At 66.3% G+C, this 15,655-nt stretch carries 13 protein-coding genes and 4 pseudogenes; 7 read left to right on the top strand and 10 right to left on the bottom strand.

Going from position 1 to position 15,655, the window contains the following annotated elements; translation table 11 throughout:
* Positions 1 to 21 precede the first annotated feature (21 nt).
* The 4 genes from JQX13_RS25085 (at position 22) to JQX13_RS25100 (ending at position 6,065) form a co-directional block, all read left to right on the top strand.
* Positions 22 to 1,092, top strand: a complete 1,071-nt coding sequence (locus JQX13_RS25085; protein WP_203411436.1) for a glycoside hydrolase family 43 protein — start codon at positions 22 to 24, stop codon at positions 1,090 to 1,092.
* 564 nt (positions 1,093 to 1,656) lie between these two features.
* Positions 1,657 to 3,204, top strand: coding sequence for an extracellular catalytic domain type 1 short-chain-length polyhydroxyalkanoate depolymerase (locus JQX13_RS25090; protein WP_203411437.1), 1,548 nt, complete (start codon positions 1,657 to 1,659; stop codon positions 3,202 to 3,204).
* Positions 3,205 to 3,280: 76 nt separating this feature from the next.
* Entirely contained in the window at positions 3,281 to 5,227 is a 1,947-nt protein-coding gene (locus JQX13_RS25095) for an endo-1,4-beta-xylanase (protein WP_203411438.1), read from the top strand.
* Between the two features lie 244 nt (positions 5,228 to 5,471).
* A complete protein-coding gene (locus JQX13_RS25100; RefSeq protein ID WP_203411439.1) occupies positions 5,472 to 6,065 on the top strand; it encodes a glycoside hydrolase family 11 protein in 594 nt (197 codons plus the stop codon).
* Between the two features lie 335 nt (positions 6,066 to 6,400).
* Here the strand turns inward: JQX13_RS25100 and JQX13_RS25105 are convergent, their stop codons facing one another.
* Together JQX13_RS25105 and JQX13_RS25110 are read right to left on the bottom strand one after the other, a co-directional pair.
* On the bottom strand, positions 6,401 to 6,871 hold the full coding sequence (locus tag JQX13_RS25105; protein WP_203411440.1) for a CBS domain-containing protein: 471 nt from the start codon (positions 6,869 to 6,871) through the stop codon (positions 6,401 to 6,403).
* Positions 6,872 to 7,170: 299 nt separating this feature from the next.
* The gene (locus JQX13_RS25110) at positions 7,171 to 7,653 is read right to left on the bottom strand and encodes a zinc-binding dehydrogenase (protein ID WP_239015141.1); all 483 of its coding nucleotides are present in this window, start codon (positions 7,651 to 7,653) and stop codon (positions 7,171 to 7,173) included.
* Between the two features lie 847 nt (positions 7,654 to 8,500).
* Between JQX13_RS25110 and JQX13_RS56480 the strand changes: the two are divergent.
* Positions 8,501 to 8,692 (top strand): annotated as a pseudogene (locus JQX13_RS56480) (hypothetical protein); the annotation flags it as partial.
* A 193-nt stretch (positions 8,693 to 8,885) separates the two neighbouring features.
* Here the strand turns inward: JQX13_RS56480 and JQX13_RS56485 are convergent.
* A pseudogene (locus JQX13_RS56485) lies at positions 8,886 to 9,002 on the bottom strand (hypothetical protein); the annotation flags it as partial.
* 177 nt (positions 9,003 to 9,179) lie between these two features.
* On the opposite strand from JQX13_RS56485, the gene JQX13_RS25120 reads away from it, so the two are divergent.
* Positions 9,180 to 10,628: an FAD-dependent oxidoreductase gene (locus tag JQX13_RS25120; RefSeq protein WP_239015143.1), complete on the top strand. Its 1,449-nt coding sequence runs from the start codon at positions 9,180 to 9,182 to the stop codon at positions 10,626 to 10,628.
* 38 nt (positions 10,629 to 10,666) lie between these two features.
* Here JQX13_RS25120 and JQX13_RS25125 read toward each other — a convergent pair whose 3' ends face one another.
* From JQX13_RS25125 to JQX13_RS56490, 4 genes and pseudogenes are all read right to left on the bottom strand, one after another.
* A complete protein-coding gene (locus JQX13_RS25125; protein ID WP_343211137.1) occupies positions 10,667 to 11,026 on the bottom strand; it encodes a MotA/TolQ/ExbB proton channel family protein in 360 nt (119 codons plus the stop codon).
* A gap of 340 nt (positions 11,027 to 11,366) precedes the next feature.
* The gene (locus tag JQX13_RS25130; protein ID WP_203411442.1) at positions 11,367 to 11,573 is read right to left on the bottom strand and encodes an ATP-dependent helicase HrpA; all 207 of its coding nucleotides are present in this window, start codon (positions 11,571 to 11,573) and stop codon (positions 11,367 to 11,369) included.
* Positions 11,574 to 11,762: 189 nt separating this feature from the next.
* A pseudogene (locus JQX13_RS54430) lies at positions 11,763 to 11,915 on the bottom strand (transposase); the annotation flags it as partial.
* Positions 11,916 to 12,183: 268 nt separating this feature from the next.
* Positions 12,184 to 12,306 (bottom strand): annotated as a pseudogene (locus tag JQX13_RS56490) (transposase zinc-binding domain-containing protein); the annotation flags it as partial.
* Here JQX13_RS56490 and JQX13_RS54435 point away from each other — a divergent pair.
* The gene (locus JQX13_RS54435) at positions 12,263 to 12,457 is read left to right on the top strand and encodes a hypothetical protein (protein ID WP_239015145.1); all 195 of its coding nucleotides are present in this window, start codon (positions 12,263 to 12,265) and stop codon (positions 12,455 to 12,457) included. The pseudogene JQX13_RS56490 and the gene JQX13_RS54435 overlap by 44 nt on opposite strands.
* A 154-nt stretch (positions 12,458 to 12,611) precedes the next feature.
* On the opposite strand, the gene JQX13_RS25145 is transcribed toward JQX13_RS54435, so the two are convergent.
* The 3 genes from JQX13_RS25145 to JQX13_RS25155 all read right to left on the bottom strand — a co-directional run bounded on the left by JQX13_RS25145 (position 12,612) and on the right by JQX13_RS25155 (position 15,644).
* Positions 12,612 to 14,000, bottom strand: a complete 1,389-nt coding sequence (locus JQX13_RS25145; protein WP_203411443.1) for a sigma-54-dependent transcriptional regulator — start codon at positions 13,998 to 14,000, stop codon at positions 12,612 to 12,614.
* A gap of 4 nt (positions 14,001 to 14,004) precedes the next feature.
* Positions 14,005 to 15,156, bottom strand: a complete 1,152-nt coding sequence (locus tag JQX13_RS25150; RefSeq protein ID WP_203412200.1) for a sensor histidine kinase — start codon at positions 15,154 to 15,156, stop codon at positions 14,005 to 14,007.
* 71 nt (positions 15,157 to 15,227) lie between these two features.
* A complete protein-coding gene (locus JQX13_RS25155) occupies positions 15,228 to 15,644 on the bottom strand; it encodes an STAS/SEC14 domain-containing protein (protein ID WP_203411444.1) in 417 nt (138 codons plus the stop codon).
* Positions 15,645 to 15,655: the final 11 nt, after the last annotated feature.

Below are 15,655 nucleotides of genomic sequence, written 5' to 3' on the forward strand. Positions count from 1 at the left end.
GTCACATAGGAGAGAGACGACATGCTGACCAAACTGCGTGCCGCTGCTGCGACAGGGCTGCTGGGCGCCGCCGCAGGCGGTTGTGCCACGGCCCAACGGGCGACGCCCGCTGACCCCCAATTCCTGAATCAGCCGCTGATTTCGAGCATCTACACCGCCGATCCCTCAGCCCACGTCTTCGACGGCCGCATCTATCTCTACCCGTCCCATGACATCGAGGCGGGCGTGCCTGAGGATGACCTCGGCAGCCACTTCGCCATGCGCGACTACCATGTCTTCTCGATGGAGCGCGTCGGGGCGGAAGTCACCGACCATGGCGTGGTGTTGCGGCTCGAGGACATCCCCTGGGCCGGCCGCCAGCTCTGGGCTCCCGATGCCGCATACAAGGACGGCAAATACTTCCTGTACTTCCCGGCCAAGGACAAACAGGACATCTTCCGCATCGGCGTAGCGGTCTCTGACCGGGCAGAGGGGCCGTTCAAGGCCGAGCCGGAGCCGATCAAAGGCAGCTTCAGCATCGACCCGGCGGTGTTCACCGATACCGACGGGCAGTCCTACATGATTTTCGGCGGCATCTGGGGCGGCCAACTGCAGCGTTGGGCGACCGGAACCTACGAGCAGAACGGCTCGGTGACCGACCTGAAGCAGCCGGACAAGCCTGCGCTGATGCCCAAGATCGCGCGCATGAACGCCGACATGCTGACGTTCGCCGAGGCTCCACGTGACCTCTCCATCGTCGACGAAGCCGGCAAGCCACTACTCGGCGGCGATTCCGACCGGCGCTTTTTCGAGGGCTCCTGGATGCACAAGTACCAGGGCCGCTACTACCTGAGCTACTCCACGGGCGACACCCACCGGCTGGTGTATGCGGTCGCCGACAACCCGTACGGACCCTTCACCTATCAGGGTGTGCTCCTGGAGCCGGTGCAAGGCTGGACCAACCACCACTCGATTGTCGAGCACGATGGCAAGTGGTGGCTGTTCTACCACGACACCCAGCTCTCGGGTAAGACGCACCTGCGGAACGTCAAGGTGACTGAGCTGAACTACAATCCTGACGGTTCGATTCGAACGATCAATCCGATGCGCTGACGGCGCAGGAGCGGGGAGCCGCCTGGCTCCCCGTTCTGCTTTCAGAATCAACAGGTCAGAGGCGCGATGCGAGCTGGCGGGTCGAGGTTCACGGACCTCCCTCAGGTTTCGCGACGACGCGCTGGCAATTCCTCCACAATCGCAGCCACGGTATGGCCGGCTTCGACTCCGCCCCCACTTGCGGGAGCGACACAATACCGGTCACTTCATGAATTCGAATAAAACATGGAATCATCGATTGACATCGCGGCAATCCGAGACTATGAAGCCAAGCCAGAAGAACTGGCACCCCGCGTCCGAGAGCTTTGTACAATCCGTTGGCGTGCACCCCGCGAGGGGCTTCTTCTGCAATCGGCCAGGGTAGGCCGTGCGCTGTAATGAGGAAATCAGTCCGCTCGGGAAGTAGGTTCTAGCATCCAGCTTGCTATTGGTTGCTGCCGTATCATCTGTCATTCGCCTGCGCCACCAATGAAGCGTTGAGAGACCGCTCACCGAGACGGCGTCGATAGGATCCGACCGCAATGAATGGCGGTCGTGAGTCACATGAGCGCAAGGAAGTGGAACATGATGAATTGGCTCGCATCTGCTCGACTGGCTGCCACGCTACTCACTTGCGGAATAGCCATTGGTTCGACTCCCGTTCTCGCGGCATCGCTCATCGAGGTTACAAACTTTGGAGAAAATCCCACCAATCTGAGAATGCATGTCTACGCGCCGGACATACTGGCCTCGCCGCCGCCCATCCTGGTGGCTGTCCATTATTGTACCGGGTCAGGTCCTGCATTCTTCTCTGGAACCGAATTCCGTACGCTGGCTGACCGCTATGGATTCATCGTCATCTACCCATCGGCGACGCGGAGCGGTAACTGCTTCGATGTTTCCTCTCCGCAAGCACTACGGCGCGGCGGAGGGAGCGATCCGGTTGGCATCATGTCCATGGTCACCTATGTGATTGACACCTATGGTGCGGACGAAAACCGGGTGTACGTCGCAGGCGCATCCTCCGGCGCGATGATGACGAACGTGCTTCTTGGGAATTATCCGGACGTATTCAAAGCCGGAGCGGCGTTCATGGGAGTTCCCTTCGGGTGCTTCGCTACCACCGATGGCTCGTCGTGGAACAGTACCTGCGCCAACGGCAACCTGATCAAGACCGCGCAGGAGTGGGGCGCTCTCGTGCGCGCGGCCCATCCCGGCTACACCGGAGAGCGTCCCAGGATGCAGCTGTGGCACGGCACGGCCGATACGACGCTGCGCTACCCGAACTTCGGCGAGGAAATAAAGCAGTGGACGAACGTTCTGGGGCTGAGCCAGACGCCGACCTTCACGGACCATCCGCAGGCGAACTGGACACGCACCCGCTACGGCGGCACTGGCGTTGATGCCCCGGTCGAGGCCATCAGCCTCGAAGGTGTCGGGCACACTCTGCCCTTGAGCGGTATGGCCGCCATGGTCATCCAGTTTTTCGGGCTGGATGGCGCGGCAGCTCCTGATGACCAGCCACCCAGCACACCGGCGGACCTCACGGCCCCCGCCTGGACCAGCAATTCGGTTTCTCTCAACTGGAGTCTGTCGACCGACAACGTAGGGGTGAGCGGCTACGACATCCTGCGAGCCCCTGGTGCGGCCGGTGGTAGCTTCGTGCAGGTCGCAACGTCCCCGACGACGTCATTTGTGAACAGCGGCTTGAGTCCGAACACAACCTACCGCTACCAGGTCCGTGCCCGAGATGCTGCGGGTAATGCTTCTCTTGTTTCGAACACGGTGACCGTGACCACTCTCGGCGGTGGAACAGGCGATGGAGTATGCGCGGCAACGGCAGTGGTCCAGAACCAATGGCAGGATGGCTACGTCATCCAACCGGTTACCGTAACGAATCGCGGCACCGCGGCCATCAATGGCTGGACTGTCACTTTCAGTCTTCCCTCTGGCCATACGATTGCCAGCTACTGGAACGCGACGATCACGACGATCGGTCAAACCGCTACGGCTCGAAACGGCAGCTATAACGGAACACTCGCGCCGGGCGGTAGCACGACATTCGGGGTCCAGGTCCGTCGTCCGTCGGGTGACACACAGGTCGCTTCGGCGTACACGTGTACGTCGCCGTGAGTCGCCAGTGTCACGAGTGCCTGAAAGAGCATGTTGGACTCAGTGTCTTCTCACAGCACAACCAGGGAGCATATCCATGAATGATCACTACATATGGAGACGATTCGTATCCTTTGTAGCCTCACTCGTCGCGCTGCTACTCTCGACCCAGGCCTGGGCGCAGCTCGCAGAGGGTCAGCCCAAGTTCCTCGGCAACGTCATCGGTCAAAGTGTGCCGTCGAACTTCGCGCAGTACTGGAATCAAGTCACCCCGGAAAATGCAGGTAAGTGGGGCTCCGTTGAAGGTACCCGGAATCAGATGAACTGGGCGCAGCTCGATGCGGCCTACGACTTCGCTCAACAAAATGGATTCAAGTTCAAGGGACACACGCTCGTCTGGGGCTCACAATACCCCTCGTGGATGACGTCGCTGTCCGCCGCCGAGCAACGGGCTGAGATCGAGCAATGGATTCAGCTGTACGCGCAGCGTTATCCGAACACCTGGGCCATAGACGTCGTCAACGAGCCGATCAAGACACCGCTTCCGTTCAAGGCGGCGTTGGGCGGTGACGGCGTGACTGGGTGGGATTGGGTCATCACTTCGTTTCAGTTGGCGCGGAAGTACCTGCCGAACACCAAGCTGCTCATCAATGAGTACGGCACCGAGAATGATCCGCCGGTCCGTGCACAGTACATCAATATCATCAACCTGCTGAAGGCTCGCGGTCTGATCGATGGCATCGGTGTCCAGGCCCACTATTTCAATCTGGACAACATGAGCGCAAGTCAGATGACCGCCACGCTGAACGACTATGCCTCAACCGGCCTGGATGTCTATATCTCCGAGCTCGACATCACTGGCGGTGGCACAGAGGCCGGGCAGGCGGCGAAATACCAAGAGCTGTTCCCGGTGATGTGGAATCACAGCAGTGTCAAAGGCATCACTCTCTGGGGTTACATTGTCGGACAGGTCTGGCGCGACGGTACCGGACTCATCAACAGCAATGGCTCCAAGCGTCAGGCGATGGTCTGGCTGGAGAACTTCTTCAAGACGAGCCCGGGTTTTTCCATCTCCGCAACGCCAGGCAGCGCTTCAGTCAGCCGCGGCGCGACCGCCGCTGCGTCTATCGCGGTCACGCGCACGGGTGGATTCACGGGCAGCGTGTCGTTCGCGGTCAGCGGCCTGCCTACAGGCGTTACGGCCACGTTCACTCCGCCGTCTACGACCGGCGACAGCGCCACGTTGACCTTCAGTGCATCGAGCACGGCGACTCTGGGAACGAGCAACGTGATGGTAACTGCCACCTCTGGCACGTTGTCGAGCACGGCGACGATCGCGCTCGCCGTTGGCGGGGGAACGCAGCCGGACTTCTCGATCTCCGCACAACCCTCGAGTCTCACGATCAAACCCGGCGCAAGCGGATCCGCGGCTCTCGAGATCGCACGCTTCGGTGGATTCACTGGCAGCGTGTCGCTTGGCGCGAGTGGACTGCCGAGCGGAGTGACGGCCACGTTCAGTCCAGCCTCGACCACCGGGAACAGCAGCTCGTTGACACTCACCGCCTCGAGCTCGGCGACCGTCGGGAGCGCAACGGTCACGATCACCGCGTCCTCCGGTACGTTGTCTCGAAGTGCGACGTTGAGGTTGATCGTCAATACGGACGATGGCTCTGGGAATGTCACCATCACTCCTGTCGTGGCGAGTTCAAATGCCTGGTTCAACGAACAGCAGATTCGTATCAGCCACACGGTCCCGCTGACCGCACTGACAGTCACGGTGGTGATTCAGCGTACGACAGGTTTGAGCGTCGCAGGGCAGCACAACTCGGTTGGCGGCCAGATCAACCAGACCATTACAAGCTCGGCTTCGGCGTTCACGTATCAGTTCACGTTGGCGCCTGGGCAGACGCTGAATCCCGGAGTCGATCGCGTGTTCGCGGCCCAGACTCGCGGTTCGGGTACGGAGCATCCGACCAGCGGCGATGCGTACACGATCACGTATACAACGGGCGGACAGACATTCACCCGGAGCGGCACGTTCTGACGCAGTTACTGGCGGATCGTGACGCCCGCTTCTAAAGATGCTGGCCGCTTGACCACACGGCAAGCGCGTGTAATTGATTGACGGCGCCATCAAGGGTCGCGAGATGACGGCGCCGAGAAGAATCAACAAGAGACGTATTGGGGAGGAAAAAATGACGCTCACGCGGTTGAAGAGGTTTGCGCTTTCATACGCTCTGTCTGTTGTATTCGCCCTGGCTTCTGCTGGAAGCGCGCAGGCGCAGAGCGTGTGCAACAATCAAACGGGCACCCACAACGGGTACTTCTATACGATGTGGAAGGACTCCGGGTCAGGCTGCCTGAACCTGGGCAGCGACGGCAATTACAGCATCACCTGGAGCCTCGGCTCGAGCGGCAACATGGTGGCTGGGAAGGGCTGGGCCACGGGCTCGACCAACCGGGTGATCGGCTACAACGCCGGAATCTTCAACCCCGGCTCGAACGGCTATCTGACGCTCTATGGTTGGTCGACGAACCCGCTGATCGAGTACTACGTCGTCGATAACTGGGGCAGCTTCACTCCGCCCGGCAATGGCGCCACGATCCTGGGCACCGTCACCACCGACGGCGGCACCTACAACATCTACCGGACCCTGCGGGTCAACGCCCCCTCCATCGAGGGCACCCGAACCTTCTACCAGTACTGGAGCGTGCGGACCTCCAAGCGCCCCACCGGCACCAACAACACCATCACCTTCGCCAATCACGTCAACGCCTGGCAGCGCCTGGGCATGAACCTCGGTACCATGAACTATCAAGTCCTGGCGACCGAGGGCTTCGGCAGCAACGGCAGCTCCAACGTCACAGTCTGGCAGCAGTAGAGCCGTGACGTATAGGAAGGACAGAACCCCTGTTGGGGGTAGAGGGCGGGAGGTGAGGACGGCTGACGGGTACGCCTGCCACCACGCCGGACGCTGGCGAACACATCCAGCGCTTTGCGTCCTGCGCGGCAGCCGGGCCCAAGAAGGTCGAGCCGTCCGCTCCTTCTTCGCTTCCGCCTCAGTCACGGGGCTCGCCTCTTGCGGCTTCGGCTCTACCCCCGCTTGAGGGAACGAGCACTGTCCATGGCCGGGGGAGGTCCTCACCGGAGGGTCTCGAGATGGTGACGGCGCGGTTCCGGGTGTATCCAGAGCGTCACCGTCTTGTTCGTCATGGTTCAGCCGGCCACGGTGCCGGTCCACGAGGGGGGATCACTTGCCGGGAACGAGCCCTCGGACGAGAGATCCACGGCACGCAGACGTCTCCACCGGCGCCGCTCCGCGCGCGCGAGCTCCAAGGTCGTGATGACGCCCGACACCTGTCCGTCCTCGTCGACAACAATGGCGCGGCGGACGCCGGCCCGCACCATGCGCGGGGCGAGCTGCGAGAGGTGCTCGTCCTCACGTGCGAGGACGAAGCGGCTGCTGGCCAGGTCACCAATGCCATGGATGGGGTACCCCTGGGCCGCGGCCTCTGCGCCCAGGATGAGCCGGCGCATCGTCACCAGACCGTGGACTTTCTCCTCGTCCGCGATGACGAGGAGGCCTCGGCCCGAGCGTGACATTCGCGCTGCGGCCTCGCGTAGCGTGGTCCGGGGGGCGAGCACGGCAACATCGTTGAGCATGAGCTCGTGAACGAACGTGGACATGGGGCGCTCCTGTGGGAAATGAGTGGAGGCGTGGCTCGGTCAGGCACAGCTGGCCGCGCACGCAGGACGGGGGTCATCAGGTGCGTTTCGGCCGTCAGCAGCTCTCGGCTAGCGAGAGGCGACAGCCAGAGCCCCAAGCCAGGTGGCGGCCCTGTGCATCACGGAGCGAAGTGCACGCAGACCCCGCCCGTCCGAGTGAAGGCTGAACGAAGTGAGGGTTGGACACGTGCGCACGTCGAAGCTCCTACGAGGTGGATAGAGCCGGCGGCTCCCACCAAAGTGGGATGTCCCGCCACCCCTTATAACGGCGGAAGGCAGTGGGCTGTTCCCAGTTCGGCTGCTCGCGCGCTCGGAGGCCTCAGCCTGAGCGTCAGCCCGCGACGTGCGGCTTCGTTGGCTGGTCGGGCTCCGCCCGGTCCGCGCGGATGACGCTGAGCATCCCGCTCCTGCGTCTCGGCGATGCCGCCGATCATCGACCCGGCCAGGCGCTTGTTGCCGCCGATGAGCGAGCACGCGTGCACGGGCACTGTCTCCGGCGGCACGCCCACCACCACCATGGTGCCCTGGGGGCGCAGCATGCCCATGTCCTGGTTGTAGTCATGCGGGGCGGAGAGGGTGTCGAGGATGAGATCAATGGGGCCCGACAGCTTCTTGACGGTGTCCGCGTCCTGGGTGACCTCTAAGCCCTGGGCGCCCAGGCGGCGCGCGTCGGCCTCCTTGGTGTGGGACGTGCTGAGCACCGTCACCTCCGCGCCCATGGACGCGGCGAGCTTCACGGCCATGTGGGCCCACGAGCCCGCGCCCACCGCGAATAGTATGGCAATAAGCCGTGCCTGATTGGCGTGAACCAACAGATCGAGGCTTCAGCGCCGTTTCGTGAGGAAGGTCACCACTGCGTCCAGGAAATCCCCCGGCAGTTCGACGTTCGACAAGTGCACCGCGGGCAGCACCCGCAGCCGTGCGCCGGGGATGGTGGAGGCAATCTCCTCGCCGTGACGTGCAGAGGTGACGGTGGCGTATAGGCGGGATAGAGGCCATGTTGAGGGTGAGGGCTGGAGCGCAGGAGCCGAGGAGGGCCGCTGACGGGGCCGCCCGAGCAGTACGCCAGGCTGGTGGAGAAGCCGCGCAGCCCCTTGGGATACACGTCGGCCCAGGCCGCCTTCCCATGAGGTGCGCGGCAGGGGATTGGCTCTCTTGGCTGGGGCGGCTTGAGCCTCAACACCACGCGGTCTGGGGGGGGCCTCGCGCCGGGGCCAGCCTCGCACCTGCCGTGGGCAGGCCCAGGTGCTCCAGAATCGCTCTCACCCCTCCCGCTTCCTTCACGTACGCCAAGACCCGCCTCCTGCCTCCACCCCCGGCAGAGGCGAAGACGGCCAAAACGAACGTCCGGCGCAGCAGCCCGGCCCAAGAAAGTCGCGGCATGCGCTCCTTCTTCGCTTCCGCCTTCGCCGCTGCCTCGGGCGGTGCGCTCGCCTCTTTTTCTTTCGGCTCTGCCTCCGTCAGGGGGAACTCCTGCACGGGGATGACAGAGGCGGAAAATTCGCGCGCATCGCAGTCACTTGCACGACCGAGGAGGCAGACATGACGGTGCGACCGATCCCCGAGGGATACCGGACCATCACACCCGGAATGAGCGTGCGCGGCGCGAACAGGGCCGTGGACTTCTTCAAGCGTGCATTCGGCGCCGAGGAACGTAACCGCTTCGCCCTGCCGGACGGCACGCTCGTGCAGGTCGAGATGCAACTCGGTGACTCGCGGTTCGTGGTCGGAGAGGTGATGCCCGGCACGCAGCCCCGGCAACTCCACGCACAGCTCTTCGTCGAGGACTGCGACGCGATGGTTCAGCGCGCCGTCGAGGCCGGCGCGACGCTGAGGGAGCCGGTGACACTGCGATCTCCCGCGACACCACCTCGCCGGGCCGCAGCGCGTACGGCGAATTCTCCGCCCCCACCAGCGGGCCGAAGAGCGACGCCGCCGCGATGTCCGCGATCGACAGGGACTCGCCCACGAGGTAGCGCGACGGGTCTCCCCGAATCTCGCGATCCAGCCGGTCCAGCCCCTCCAGCATCTTCGCCTTGGACTCTTCCTCCTTGTCGGGAGTCAGCGTGTACTGGCGCCGGATGATCTTCATCCACCTGGAGCGCCGGGCCTGGCCCGGCTGGGTGGCGGTGAAGCTTTCGAGCCCCGGGGCCGAGAGGGCATGTCAGACCGGTGACATGCAATCTCCTCGGCGGGGGCGAGCGGCTCTGGAGAAGGCGGACCCCTCTGACCAGCAGCGCCACGACATGAAACCTTGGAGGCTTGGGACTTGGAAACCCCTGGACGCAGATTCGGAAGCGCCGTGGTCATCGGCAGCAGCATGGCGGGGCTCTTGAGCGCGCGGGTGCTCGCGGACCACTTCGACAAGGTGACGCTGGTGGAGCGGGATGTCCGGGTGGAGGGGCCCGCCGCGCGCAAGGGTGTTCCGCAAGGGCCGCACATCCACGTGCTGTTGGACACGGGCCGGCGCATCCTCGACAAGTACTTCCCGGACCTGTTCGAGCAGCTCCAGGTCCAGGGCGCCGAGTTCATCGACTCGAGTGGAGACCTCGCCTGGCACCACTTCGGGGTGTGGAAGCTGCGCCGCACCAGCGGCATCCCCGGGCTGCTGTGCACCCGGCCCCTGCTCGAGTGGAACGTCCTGCGCCGGGTGAAGGCGCGGCCCAACGTAGAGGTGCGCGAGGGCTGCTCCATCGAAGGGCTCATCTCCGACGAGAAGGGCACGGGGCGCATCACGGGCGTCCGGGTCAAGACACCCCAGGGCGAGGAGTCGTGGGAGGCGGACCTCGTCGTGGATGCCAGTGGCCGGGGCTCGCGGATGCCTCAGTGGTTGGAAGCCATCGGCTACGCGCGCCCGGAGGAAGAGCAGGTCATCGTGGACCTTTCCTACACGACGTGCCTGCACGAGCCGCCGCCCCACTTCCAGAAGGAATGGAAGGCGCTCTTCCTCTATCCAAGTCCTCCCAAGGCCTGGCGCGCGGGTTTCATCTCACACGTGGAGGGAGGCCGGTGGCTCGTCACCCTCAATGGCTACTTCGGGGAGCACGCGCCCACCGAGTACGCGGGGTTCCTCGAGTACGCGCGCTCACTGACGCGTCCAGACCTGTACAACTACCTGAAAGAGGCCACGCCGATAGGGCCCATCTCCCAGCACAAGGTGAAGGACTGCCGGTGGCGGCACTACGAGAAGCTGCCCCGCTTTCCCGAGGGGCTGGTCATCCTGGGAGACGCCGCGTGTGCCTTCAACCCCCTCTACGGGCAAGGCATGTCGGTGGCGGGGCTTGGCGCGGAGCTGCTGGACACCTGCCTTCGCGAGCAGGCCGAACGAGGCGAGCTATCGGGCCTGGCGCAGCGCTTCCGCGAGCGGCTGCCTGAAGTCATCCGGCTCCCGTGGCTGTTGGGCACGGGCATGGACCTGCTGTATCCGCAGGCCGTCGGGAAGCGGCCCTTCGGGCTGGGCTTGCTGCACTGGTACATCCTGCGGCTGATGGAGCGCACGTCGACCGACGCACACGTCCATCGCCAGTTCTACCGGATACTGCACCTGCACGCGGGGCTGGAGGCGGTTCTCCAGCCCTCCGTGGCCTTGCCCGTGTTGGGCCATGGCGTCATGTCGCTCCTCCGCCCTCTCGAGCGGCTGGCGAATACCGAGACACGGCCTCCCCCTTTCACGCCCCCGAGTCCAAGCCCTGTCCCGGTCCAGAAGTCCACGGGGTAGCCGCCGCGGCCCGGGCCCTCGATGCGTCAGGAGGTCGCTTAGGCCATCTGCTGGAAGGCGGTGACGATGCCCATGGTGGTGCCCAGCAGGCCCACGAAGGGCGCGGTGGAGGCCACGGTGGCCAGGTGGCTCAGGCCGCGCTTGAGGCTCTGCACCTCGCGCTGGGCCTGGCGCTCCAGGCTTCGAGCCACCGACTCCATGACTTCGTCACGGCTGTCCTCCTCGGCGACGCGATAGGCCACGAGCCCCGCGCGGATGGTCCGGCCGAGACACCCCACGTCGGGCCCCAGTTTGGCGCTCGCCGCGCCGTCGAAGTCGCCCCGGGAGAGCAACGTGTCCATCTGCGAGGCGAACTTGCGTGAGTGGCGACGGGCCGAGCGGAACACGACGTTCCGCAATGAAGAGGCGCATCCACTCGCGAGGTGGGGCCCCGCAAGGTGCGGGGTTTCAGCGGAAGGGGCCGGTCACCTCGAAGGTGTAGCCGCCGCTGCTGCTCCCCTCCTCTCCAGCTTGGGGGACGTATAGGAAGGACAGGAGCCCTGTTGGGGGTAGAGGGCGGGAGCAGAGCGGGAGGTGAGGGCCGCAGACGGGTAGCCCATGAACCGCACGCCGGGCCGGCGCGGAACCGATTCATCTCCAGGGGAGACACGCCTGCCTGGCCCAGGCCACCTTCCCTGGCGGTGCGGGGCAGCGGATGAGGACTGCAGTGGTGCTGGGAGCAGCAGCCCCTGCTGTGGCTCAGCACCACGTGCTTTGGGGTGGCCCCTGAGCCGGGGCCAGCGTCGCAGGGCGCGTGGGCAGTCCCAGGTGCTCCAGAATGGAGAGCACCCCGCTGGGTGCTGTCACGTACGCCAACACCTGGCGCCAGCCTCCACACCCGGCAGAGGCGAAGACGTCCAGAACGAACGTCCGGCGCAGCAGCCCGGCCCAATCCAGGCGCGGCATGCGCTCCTTGTTCGCTTCCGCCTTCGCCGCAGCCTCGGGCGGTGCGCTCGCCTCTTTTGCGCTCGCCTCTTTTTCTTTCGGCGCTGCCTCCGTCAGGGGGAGCAGAAATGGCCGGAGTTTCGCGCCTGGAGCGAAGACGCCATGAAACCTCGTGAGGTGCGCCCGAGGTGGAGGCACCAGGGATGCCACGCGCCGTAAGAATTCCAGCCCGGTGAAGAAGAGGTGTGTAGTGCCGTCCGGCAGAGGGCGCTTCATCCGGTAAGCGATGCGGCCGTCCTCGGCTCGGGACAACCGCTCCAGCGCCAGCGCGCCACGCGCCCCGTAACGGCACAGCCGCTCCAGGCCCTGCCTGTCGTTGGAAGTGAGGCGTCACTTGCAAGGCCGAGCCGAAGAACTGGATGAAAGACACGGCCCCGGCCTGCCCATGAGGGATGCCCTGCCTCCGCGCTCGCCGACGCTGTAGGGCGAACACCGCGCGCAGGAAGAGGGTGAGGACGTCCGAGAGCAGCCCCTTCTCCTTCAGCAGCACCCACCGCACCCGATGCGGAAAGGACAGCGTCCATTGCCGGTAGGGCACGTGAGGCAGCACCCGCTCCACCAGGTGCACCGCTGTCACCTGCGCGCGCTTCGCGTTGCAGGAGGGACACACCCCTCGACCCTTGCACGAGAAGGCGACGAGCAGCTCGTCCTTGCAACTCTCGCAGCGTACCCGCGCGAAGCCGTGCGCCAGCACGCCGCACTCCAGGTACCGGGCGAAGTCCCGCTCCACGTACCGGGGCAGGCCGCGCCCCACCTCGCTCGCCTCCTCCAGCAGCGTGACCAGGTTGTCCCTCACCGCCTCGTACAGCACCGCCCGGAGCAGGGCGCCCTACACGGACAACTGACGATGGCCACTCCCATGAGCCTCCTGCTCGAAGAGGTCTCGCGCCAGCACGCACTACTGCGGGCCAGTCGCCAACTCCTTCTCGGAGTTCTTGGAGCAGGTGTTGCGCACCCGGCGCGGCCTCTACTGGCTGGGGGAATGAAACGTCCCTGGCTTCACGCTGCGGGGATGCCGAGCGCCTTGATGCGGCGGTGCAGGTTACCCCGGTCCACCTGCAGCAGCCGCGCGGCCCCGGCGATGCTTCCTCCCTCCTCCAGCGCGGCCTTGATGAGCGTGCGCTCGAAGTCGTCCACGTGCTCGCGGTAGCTCTTCTGACCCAGCACGAGCCGCGAAGGTGTCGCGGCCTTCAGGGGCGTGGGGCCGGTGAGGGATTCGGGGGTGAGGGTGAGCGGGCCATTGCCTCGCAGGAGGTTCTGGCGCTCGATGAAGTTGCGCAGCTCGCGCACGTTGCCGGGCCAGGGCCAGGCGCGCAGGGCATCCTCGGCTCCGGGTGCGAGCTCCAGCGGGACGTTCGGCCCGGCCAGCTCCGCGGCGAAGGCCCTCGCCAGGGGGAGGATGTCCTCGGGCCGCTCGCGCAGGGGCGGAAGGGACAGGGGGAGCACGTTCAGCCGGAAGTACAGATCCTGCCGGAAGCTCCCCTCCCGCACCGCCCGCGCGAGGTCCCTGTGCGTGGCCGCGAGGATGCGCACGTTCACGGGGATGGGCAGCCCTCCGCCCAGCCGCTCCACCTCCTTCGTCTCCAGCACGCGCAACAGCTTGGCCTGGAGCTCCAGCGGCATGTCCCCGAGCTCGTCGAGGAACAGCGTGCCCCCCTGCGCCTGCTCGATGCGGCCGAGCCGCCGCGTGGTGGCTCCCGAGAAGGCACCACGCTCGTGGCCGAACAGCTCGCTCTCCAGCAGCGTGGCGGGGATGGCGGCGCAGTTGACCGCGACCAGTCGCCCCTTGCGCCCGGAGGCCAGGTGGAGCGCCCGCGCCACGCGCTCCTTGCCCGTGCCCGTCTCGCCGGTGATGAGGATGGCCGTGTCGCTCGGGCCCACGCGTGCGATGAGCGCGCGCAATGACTCCATGGCCGGACTGTCCCCCACGAGGTGGCCGGGGCGGGCCAGCTCCTCCCGGAGGCGCTGCTGCTCCTCCCGGAGCTCGCTCAGGGCGAGGGCGTTGCGCAGCGCCGTGAGCAGCCGCTCGGGCGAGGGCGGCTTCTCCACGAAGTCGGTGGCGCCCAGCTTCAGTGCCTGCACGGCCTCGGCGGGCGAGGCCTCTCCGGAGAGCACCACCACCGGGAGGGGAAGGGGCCGGGGCAGCCGCGCGAGCAGCTCCAGTCCCGTCTCTCCGGGCATGCGCAGGTCCAGCAGCATCAGCGCTGGTGGCTGGCCGGGCGCGTCGAGCAGGCGGACGGCCTCGGCGGCGGAGCGGGCTTCCACGGGGGAGAAGCCCTCGTCGGACAGCAGGCCCCTCAGTCCCTTGAGGACGCCCGGGTCGTCATCCACCAGGAGGATGCGCGGGCCGGACGCCTGAGGGCGCGGAGCGGCGACAGGGGATTGCACGGGCTCAGCGTAGCGCAAACCCGGGGGGTTGCGGTCCCAGGGGCAGCTCCACGAGCGCGAGCGTGCCGCCCCCGGGCGCGGGCTCCAGGCGCAGCGTGCCGCCGTGCTCGTGGGTGATCTTCTGGGCGATGGGGAGCCCCAGGCCGCTGCCGCCGGGCTTGGTGCTGAACAGGCCCCGGGTGAGGGCGGGGCCCTCGAGCACCTGGGCAATGCCGCTGCCGCCGTCGCGGATGGAGACCCGGACGGAGGAGGGGAGGGCCTCGACGGAGAGCCGCACGGGCGCGGCGCCGGGCGGAGAGGCCTCGGTGGCGTTCTTGACGAGGTTGCCGAAGAGGCGGCGCAGGCCGTCCGGGTCCGCGGAGAGCGTGGGCTCGGGGCCGGGGTGCAGTTCCACGGCGACGGGCGAGGTGCCCTGGTAGAGGGCGCACACCTCGGCGAGCAGGGGGCGCAGGGCGACGGGCTGGAAGCGCGGCGCGGGGAGGCGGGCGAAGTCGGAGAAGCTCCGCGTCATCCGCATGAGCAGCTCCACCTCTTCCTGCAGCAGGGAGACGGCCTCGCCCAGGCGGGTGGCGTCTGGCGGTGCGTCCGGGCGTGACAGCCGCGCCAGCGCGAGCCTCATCGCCGTGAGGGGATTCTTCAGCTCGTGGGCGAGCGCGCGGGCCACGTCCTGCCAGGCCGCTATCTGCTCGGCGGCCTTGAGACGCTCGCGTTGGGCGGAGAGCTCGCGGCCCATGCGGTTGAACTGGACGAGGAGGAACTGGAGCTCGTCGCGGGGCGGGTCGGGCGTGGGGAGCTGGACGGTGAGCTCTCCCCGCGCGTAGGCCCACATGCCCCGGGTGAGGGTGGAGATGGGGCGGGTGAGGGCGCGGCCGAGCAGCATGGCGGCGGCGGTGAGCCCGACGGCCGAGACGAGCAGCAGGGCCGCGATGAGCATGGGAATTCGGCGTGCGAGCGCGCGGCGGGCGAGCTCCGCCTGGGCGAGGTTGAGGCGGGCCTCGTCGAGCGCGGCCTGGGAGTGGCCCTCGCGGGCGAGCCCGGCGGAGACGTCATCGAGCACCCGCTCCACGGGCGCCAGGGACACGGAGAGCACGTCCTCGAGCGCCCGCCAGGCGAGGACGCCGAGCAGCACGAGTGGCACCAGGCCCGTGACGAGCATCACGGTGAGGAGCCGGCGGCGGAAGCGCGCGGGAGGCGGAGGAAGGTCGGGAGACACCCTTCCCGTTCTACTCAGGCGGAGCGGACCCGTTCCACCGTGTACACCCGGACGGGGAGCCCGTACTGGCTCCGGACGCGCTCGGCCGCGATGCGCATTCCCCACTCCTCGAGGCGCGCGCCCGCCCAGGCCACCGCGTCCACCTCCCGGTGGGTGATGAAGTACGGCACGGGCATGGGTTTGAGGTGCATGACGGTGCTCACGGACAGCCGCACCAGGGGCGAGGTGATGATGAAGGCCACCCCGAGGAGCAACTCGCGCATGCGGGACTCGTACTCCTGGAGCCAGAGGACCTGGCGCTGCCGCTGCTCGGGGGTGGGGATGCCTCCCCGGCTGAGGTCGGTGATGGCGATGTATTTCTCCCCACGCCGCAGCGCGGCGGAGCACTCCTCCAGGTAGTCCTCGTACTGCCGGGGTGTGGGGGTCCCCACGAACCTTTCGA

This window comes from Archangium violaceum (assembly GCF_016859125.1).
In the GTDB taxonomy this organism is placed as follows: domain Bacteria; phylum Myxococcota; class Myxococcia; order Myxococcales; family Myxococcaceae; genus Archangium; species Archangium violaceum_A.